7 protein-coding genes are annotated in these 7,628 nt (G+C 71.5%); 5 read left to right on the plus strand and 2 right to left on the minus strand.

The genetic code is table 11. From position 1 onward, the window contains the following. Positions 1-861: diacylglycerol/lipid kinase family protein (locus AC08OO_RS12265; RefSeq protein WP_476618522.1), on the plus strand; the 861-nt coding region annotated here is incomplete at its 5' end. Positions 862-888: 27 nt separating this feature from the next. Here the strand turns inward: AC08OO_RS12265 and AC08OO_RS12270 are convergent. Continuing rightward, positions 889-1,662, minus strand: coding sequence for a glycerophosphodiester phosphodiesterase (locus AC08OO_RS12270; RefSeq protein WP_476611491.1), 774 nt, complete (start codon positions 1,660-1,662; stop codon positions 889-891). A gap of 547 nt (positions 1,663-2,209) precedes the next feature. Between AC08OO_RS12270 and AC08OO_RS12275 the strand changes: the two genes are divergently transcribed. Then, positions 2,210-2,458, plus strand: coding sequence for a WhiB family transcriptional regulator (locus AC08OO_RS12275; RefSeq protein ID WP_011438134.1), 249 nt, complete (start codon positions 2,210-2,212; stop codon positions 2,456-2,458). 414 nt (positions 2,459-2,872) lie between these two features. On the opposite strand, the gene AC08OO_RS12280 is transcribed toward AC08OO_RS12275, so the two are convergent. Continuing rightward, the gene (locus AC08OO_RS12280; protein WP_476611494.1) at positions 2,873-4,336 is read right to left on the minus strand and encodes a sensor histidine kinase; all 1,464 of its coding nucleotides are present in this window, start codon (positions 4,334-4,336) and stop codon (positions 2,873-2,875) included. Positions 4,337-4,436: 100 nt separating this feature from the next. Between AC08OO_RS12280 and AC08OO_RS12285 the strand changes: the two genes are divergently transcribed. From AC08OO_RS12285 to bioB, 3 genes are all read left to right on the plus strand, one after another. Continuing rightward, complete coding sequence (locus AC08OO_RS12285) at positions 4,437-5,603, plus strand: 8-amino-7-oxononanoate synthase (protein ID WP_476607439.1); 1,167 nt, start codon at positions 4,437-4,439, stop codon at positions 5,601-5,603. A gap of 13 nt (positions 5,604-5,616) precedes the next feature. After that, a complete protein-coding gene (gene bioD, locus AC08OO_RS12290; protein ID WP_476611492.1) occupies positions 5,617-6,333 on the plus strand; it encodes a dethiobiotin synthase in 717 nt (238 codons plus the stop codon). 176 nt (positions 6,334-6,509) lie between these two features. Further along, entirely contained in the window at positions 6,510-7,586 is a 1,077-nt protein-coding gene (bioB, locus tag AC08OO_RS12295; RefSeq protein WP_476611493.1) for a biotin synthase BioB, read from the plus strand. Positions 7,587-7,628 lie beyond the last annotated feature (42 nt).

Raw genomic sequence — 7,628 nt, forward strand, 5'->3', positions numbered from 1 at the left:
CGGGGGCACGGGGTGGAACTGGGGGCCAGAGCGGCCGAACTCGGCGTCGACGTGGTGCTTGCGCTCGGTGGGGACGGTACCGTCAACGAGATCATCAACGGACTGCTCCAGAACGGTCCGGTACCGGGCGGCCCAGCGTTCGCCGTGGTCCCGGGTGGCAGCACCAACGTCTTCGCTCGCGCGCTAGGCTACTCCGCGTCACCGGTGGAGGCGACCGGCGAGCTGCTGAGCGCGCTCCGCGAGGGCCGCACCCAGCGGATCAGCCTCGGCCGGGCTCAGTACGGCGACGAACGGCGCTGGTTCACGTTCTGTTTCGGTATCGGCCTGGATGCCCGGGTCGTCGCGCGGGTCGAGGAGAAGCGTGGCAAGGGCAGACGCAACACCGCCGGCCTGTTCCTGCGGACCGCGGCGGGTCAGATCCTCCACGGCACCGACCGCCGCGGTTCGCCCATCACCCTGACGACCACCGACGCCGGCTCGGCCCCCGACCCCGGGACCACCGACCCGGCGGGCGGGCGGGCCGAGGAGCACATCGCCTTCTGCATCGTCTGCAACACCCGCCCGTGGACCTACTTCAACTCCCGTCCCGTCCTCGCCTGCCCGGACGCGTCCTTCGACACCGGTCTGGACCTCCTCGCGCTGCGGCGGGTACGGTTGCCCAGCGTGCTGCGGGCCGCCTCGCGGATACTCACCGACGGCGAGGGTCCGCGCGGTCGCAACGTGGTGCGCCGCCACAACACGTCGTCGATCCGTTTCTCCACGGATACGCCCCTGCCGGTGCAGATGGACGGCGAGTATCTCGGGATGTTCTCCGAGGTGCTGCTGACCCACCAGCCGCACGCGCTGCGCGTCGTCGCCTGACGGCTGCCCGCCCAGGAGAATGTCCGCTCAGGCGTCGAGCGCCGTGGTGGGGGTCCCGTCCAGCCGGGACAGCGCCTGGCAGATCTCCATGGGGTCGTCGCAGATCGCCCCGGTGACGCCCGCGTCGCGGATCCGCCGGGCGTCCTCGACGCTGGTCACCGTCCAGGTGATCAACCGGACGCCGGCTTCGCGCGCCCGTCCCGCCGCGTCGGAGGTGCCGAGCACCGCGCTGGTGTGCACATGCAGTTCGGTGTGGCCCGCCGACCGTGCGTAGGCGAGGCCGCCGCTCACCGACATCCGGGGCATGGTGAGGAACGCCGTCGTGACCGCGAGGTCGGCGTCACGCACCGCCTCGATGGCGAACCAGTCGAACGACGACACCGTGATGCCGCCGGCACCGGCGTCAAGGTCAGCGGCGTCCGGCCGGCGGCCGGTCCATCCCCGGGCACGCAGCGTCTCGGCAAGCCGGCGCGCGGTCTGCTCCCGGGGGGCGTCGAAGTCCGGCTGCCCGGGCTGGTTCTTGATCTCACAGATGAGCCGACCGTGACCATCCCACACGTCGAGGATCTCATCGAGCAGAGGGATCCCCCGGGCCCGCAGCGCCGCCGTGGTCTGCCGGACCACGGCCCGGCCGGCGGGACGGGACAGCCGCGCGTCGTGCACGCAGACCAGGTCGCCGTCCGCGCTGCGCCGCACGTCGACCTCGACACCGTCGGCGCCCACCCGCAACGCGGCATCCACCGCCTCGACCGTGTTCTCCGGGCCGGGAACCCTGCTGCCACGATGGCCGAGAACCTCCATGCCCCAACCCTGCCATCTCCGGCGACGCGAGCGGGTCAGATCGGGCCGGGATGACGGCGCGCACCGGCGCCGGAGCGGACCTCAGGCAGCCCTCAGGCACCACAGAACGGATCCATGACCGACTGGCATGACATCGGCGGCTTGATCGCCGAGGATCCGGGCCGCCCACCGGCCGCACCGGTAACGATCGATACAACGGAGCGTAACATCCCCTGGCAATCGGGGCTCCCGTGGCACTTCGGCCATCCAAGGAGACGGTCGCCCCCCGTGGTCCGTCTGTGTCCTTGCCGGACAAGTGCAGGCCAGCCAGGCTGTGAAGAGGCTTGCAGGTTCTTGCGCTGCTGCCTGTTCGGGTGGGAGGGTGGCGAATGTCCGAGGTGGATGCACGTGCACCCGGGCTTACCGACACCCGGCAACCCGCTCTACGGCCGCCGCCGAGGCCGAGCAGACATCCTGCTCAATTTATTTTTCACCTCGGCACAACCGTAGCGGCTCACAAAGCGTCTCATGTGCAGTGTGGCCCGAGACGAGAGAGGGAGTTGTACGCATGGACTGGCGCCACAGAGCGCTCTGCCGTGACGAGGATCCCGAGCTCTTCTTCCCGATCGGTACAACCGGTCCGGCGGAACGCCAGGTCGAAGAGGCAAAGGCCGTTTGCGCGCGGTGCGCAGTCACGAGTGACTGCCTCAACTGGGCACTGGACACCGGGCAGGACTCCGGTGTCTGGGGCGGGATGAGCGAGGACGAACGCCGGGCGCTCAAGCGCCAGGTCCGACTCCGGGTTCGAACCGCCTGACCGCAGGACCGTCCCCGACGGCGGGCCGACAGCACCCGAGGACCCGGCACCACGTCCCGGGTCCGAACAACAACACCCGCTCGCGGCAGGCCCTGCCCACCGGAAGCGGCACCGGCGGACCGCAGTGGTCGCCGCATGAGGTCATGCCACAACCCGTACCGCGGCACAGGGGTGGCTGGCAGCAGCATCGGCCGTTCTGTCCGCGCGTCCGCCGCAGCAATGCGGCGCGACGCGGACGGGGCGGCCGTAATGTTTTCCGCCCCCGACCGCACCTCCCGGCGATCGGACCCGCTCAGGCGAACCACCGCCCGGGACGGTCCCGATCCGGCCCCCCACGAGCACGCCACATCGGCACGACGGCCATGGACGAGGGACACATCCTGGGGAATACCCCCTCCCGGGCACCCTAAACACTCAACTTTCAGAAAGTGGGATCGACAGGAGCGCCTCCGTCCCGTGCTCTGGACCGGCCTGGAGCCGGATGGTGCCGTGCATCTCGCCCAGCACCAGCTGGCGGACGATCTGCAGCCCCAGCCTTGGCGAGTGCTCGAGCTGGAAGTCCTCGGGCAGCCCGGCACCGTCGTCGGCCACGACGACGTCAAGCCGGTCTGCCAGGCGGCTGACCCGGATCTCGATGGAACCCGCCGAACCGTCGAACGCATGTTCTACAGCATTCTGCAGAAGTTCGGAAAGCACAAGAGCCAACGGGGTGGCGAGTTCGCCGGGAAGCCGCCCGAACGACCCGGTCCGGCGGGTGTTCGCCCGGGCCCCGGTGGAGGCCAGATCCACCGTGACCGAGGTGATCTGGTCGGCGATCTCGTCGAACGGCACGCTCTCCCCCAGGCTCTGGGACAGCGTCTCGTGCACGACCGCGATCGAGGTGACCCGGCGCACCGACTCCCGCAGCGCCGAGCGCGCCTCGTCGACCTTCGTCCGCCGCATCTGCAACCGCAGTAGGGCGGCTACGGTCTGTAGATTGTTCTTGACCCTGTGATGAATCTCACGGATCGTCGCGTCCTTACTCAGCAGCAGCGCCTCGCGGCGACGTAGTTCGGAGACGTCCCGGACGAGCACCAGCACCTCCCGGGTCGCCCCGGGGAAGAGCGGTATCGCCCGCAGAAGTACCACCGTGCTCCCGACCGCGGCCTCCACCTCCACCGGCCGACGCCGGCCGAGCGCGTGCCAGACCGCCGGGGTCGTGGCGGACAGGTTCAGCGCCCGGTGCACGGAGCGGAGGTCCTCGCCCGTGACATTGCCGGTGTAGCCGAGCCGGCGGTACGCCGAGAGCGCGTTCGGACTCGCGAAGATCACCTTTCCGGCGCTGTCGAGCCGCATCATGCCGTCGCCCACCCGGGGGGACTCGGGAAGCTCCGCCGAGCTGCCGCGGAGCGGAAAGGCGCCCTCGGCGATCATCAGGGCCAGGTTGTTGGCACCCTGCAGATAAGCCGACTCCAGCGCGCTCGGCGTCCGGGTGGTCGCGAGGTTGGTGTCCCGGGCAAGGACGGCGATCACCTCGTCACCCCGCCGGACCGGGATCGCCTCGGTCCGCACCGGGACCCCGCCGTCCCACTCGGGCTCGCCCTCCCGCGCGATCCGGTGTTCCCGCCAGGCGTTCTGGACTACCCAGCGATTGATCACGACGCTGCCGACCTCGTCGTTGTGGTACGCGGTTGGACCGGTGGTGGGACGAACCTGGGCCACGACGAGGAATTCGGCTCCGCTGGCGTGGCCGCCCCGGCTGGCCCCCGAGCCGGAGCGGACAGGCACGAGCAGCAACAGATCAGCGAAGGAGAGGTCGGCGAGCAGAGCCCAGTCCGCGACGAGCGCGTGCAGGTGGTCGATGTCGTCGTCGCTGAGATCCGTGCTCGCGCGCAGCATGTCGGCGAGGGTTCCCACGGCTCGCAGACTGCCAGACCGGCCGGGTTCGTGAGGTGGCGGGCACCCCATCACAGTGGCCGATACCCGTACGCTGACCGTCGTGACCGTCGATGACGTCGAGGCTGCCGCGCCGCTCGCCTGGCTCGCGGACCACGCCCGGGCCCGGGCCGCCGCCGGGCTGCGCCGCGAGCTACGCCCGCGGGGCGGCCCGGACAAACCGGGCGCAAGCGTGCTCGTCGATCTCGCGGGCAACGACTACCTCGGGCTCAGCCGTCATCCGGCGGTCGTCGACGGCGGGATCCGCGCCCTGCGCGCCTGGGGTGCCGGGGCCACCGGGAGCCGGCTCATGACCGGGACGACCACGTTGCACGGGGAGCTGGAGAACGCGCTCGCCGCGCACGCCGGATTCGCCTCGGCCCTGGTCTTCTCCTCCGGCTACACGGCGAACCTCGCGGTGGTCACCGCCCTGGCCGGCCCCGGCGACCTGGTCGTCTCGGACGCGCTGAACCACGCCTCGATCGTGGACGCCTGCCGGCTGTCCCGGGCGGACGTCGTCGTGACACCGCATGCCGATGTGGCCACGGTCGCGGCGGCCCTCGCCGGACGCCCCTGGCGGCGGGCACTCGTCGTGACCGAGTCGGTGTTCTCCGCGGACGGCGATCTCGCCCCGTTGACCGAACTGCACGCGGCCGCCCGGGCCCACGGAGCGGTCCTGGTCGTCGACGAGGCCCATGCGCTCGGGGTGGTCGGGCCCGCCGGTCGGGGGGCACTCGCCGCCACTGGCCTCGCCGGGGAGCCGGACGTGGTGGCGACGGCCACCCTGTCCAAGGCGCTGGGCGGCCAGGGCGGCGCGGTGCTGGGCGAGGCGGCCGTGCGCGATCACCTCATCGACACCGCCCGCAGCTTCATCTTCGATACCGGCCTCGCCCCGGCGAACGTGGGCACCGCGCTGGCCGCCCTGGAGTTTCTGGGGGGCCACCCGGAGCTGCCCGGCACCGTCCGGCGCCGGGCCCGTCAGCTCGCCGGCCTGACCGGCGCGCCGGATCCCGCCGGGGCCGTCGTTTCAGTGATCATTGGGGATCCCGAACCCGCGATCGCGGCCGCGACGACCTGCCGCGGGCACGGGGTGGCCGTCGGCTGCTTCCGGCCACCGACGGTGCCGGTCGGGACCAGCCGGCTGCGCCTCGCCGCCCGGGCCGATCTCACCGATGCCGACCTCGCGATCGTCACCGACGCGCTGGCCGCCGCCGGGGTCCTGGCCCGATGACAGTCCTGGCCCGATGACGGTCCTGGTGATGACCGGGACCGGCACCGGGGTCGGTAAGACGGTGGTGACGGCCGCGATCGGCGCGCTCGCGCACGACCGACACCACGCGGTCGCGGTGGTGAAACCGGCCCAGACCGGTGTCGGCCCCGGCGAGCTGGGTGACGTCGACCTCGTCCGCGATCTGACCGGGATCACCGACGTCCACGAGCTGGCCCGCTACCCCGACCCGCTCGCTCCGGCCACCGCCGCCCGCAGGTCCGGGCACCGGGCCGTCGACCTCGACGAGCTCGCCGCCCGGATCGGCACCCTCGCCGACAGCCGCGATCTCGTCCTCGTCGAGGGCGCCGGCGGCCTGCTGGTCCGCTACGACGCGGGCGGCGCCACCCTCGCCGACCTCGCCCGGGTGCTGCGGGCGCCGGTGCTCGTCGTGACCGCCGCAGGCCTGGGCGCTCTGAACAACACGGCGCTGACCCTGGAGGCGCTGGCGCACCGCGGCCTGGACCTCGCCGGCGTGGTGGTCGGGTCCTGGCCGGCCGAACCGGATCTGGCCTGCCGGTGCAACCTCATCGACCTGGAAAGCCTGGCCGCCCGGCCGCTGGCCGGCGTCCTTCCGGCGGGAGCCGGCCTGCTGGCCCGGCTCGAGTTCCTGGCCGTGGCGCGTGCCTCGCTGCAACCGGCACTTGGCGGCACGTTCCGTGCCCAGGAGTTCAGAGCTCGCTACGAGACGTAACCACCATGCTCGATAGTCTTCGGGGCTCGATGGTGTTCGGGAATCCGGCCCCACATCCGCGCGCCGGTTCGACAATGGATGCGCATGCACCTGGGTGCATGCGCATCAGTCCCGACCACGATGCCCACCGCCACCACGCGCCCACCGCACCCGTCGACCCTTGTCTGGAGACCCCTGTGACTGCATCCGTGACCACGTCCGTGACCGCGCACCCCACCGCACCTGCACCGGTGTCGCCGCGGCCGCCGGCGGACCAGGACGGTGCCGACATCCTCACCGTGGCACGGCGCGGGGTCCTCGATGGCGGACGGGGGCTGGACGAGGCCGGCGTGCTCGCCGTGCTCCGGCTCCCGGACGAGACGCTGACCGATCTGCTCGCCCTGGCCCACGAGGTGCGGATGCGCTGGTGTGGTCCGGAGGTCGAGGTGGAGGGGATCGTCAGCCTCAAGACCGGCGGATGCCCGGAAGATTGTCACTTCTGCTCGCAGTCCGGCAAGTTCGACTCGCCGGTGCGGTCCGCCTGGCTGGACGTGCCCTCGCTCGTCGACGCCGCCCGGCAGACCGCGGCGACAGGCGCCACCGAGTTCTGCATCGTCGCGGCCGTACGGGGCCCGGACGCCCGGCTCATGGCGCAGGTGCGGGAGGGGGTCGCCGCCATCCGTGCGGCGGTCGACATCAACGTCGCCTGCTCGCTGGGCATGCTGACCTCCGAGCAGGTCGACGAACTCACGGCGATGGGTGTGCACCGTTACAACCACAATCTGGAGACGGCCCGCTCGCACTTCCCGAACGTGGTCACCACCCACAGCTGGGAGGAACGGTGGGAGACCTGTGAGATGGTGCGGGCCGCGGGGATGGAGCTGTGCTGCGGCGCCATTCTGGGCGTCGGCGAGAGCCTCGAGCAGCGTGCCGAGCTCGCCACCCAGCTTGCGGCCCTGGAGCCCGACGAGGTTCCGCTGAACTTCCTCAACCCGCGGCCGGGAACGCCCTTCGGGGATCTTCCGCTGGTCGAGCCGCGTGACGCGCTGCGCGCGATCGCGGCGTTCCGCCTCGCCATGCCGCGCACGATCCTGCGCTACTCCGGCGGACGCGAGATCACCCTGGGCGATCTCGACGTGCAGGGGATGCTCGGTGGCATCAACGCCATGATCGTCGGAAACTATCTGACGACGCTGGGCCGTTCCGCGGAGGCCGACCTGAAGATGCTGGCCGAGCTGAGCATGCCGATCAAGTCCCTGCAGGCCACTCTCTAAGCTGTTTTGACGCTGGTTCGTGCCCGGCTGGTTCGTGCCCGG

Source organism: Frankia sp. CeCAU1, assembly GCF_977971845.1.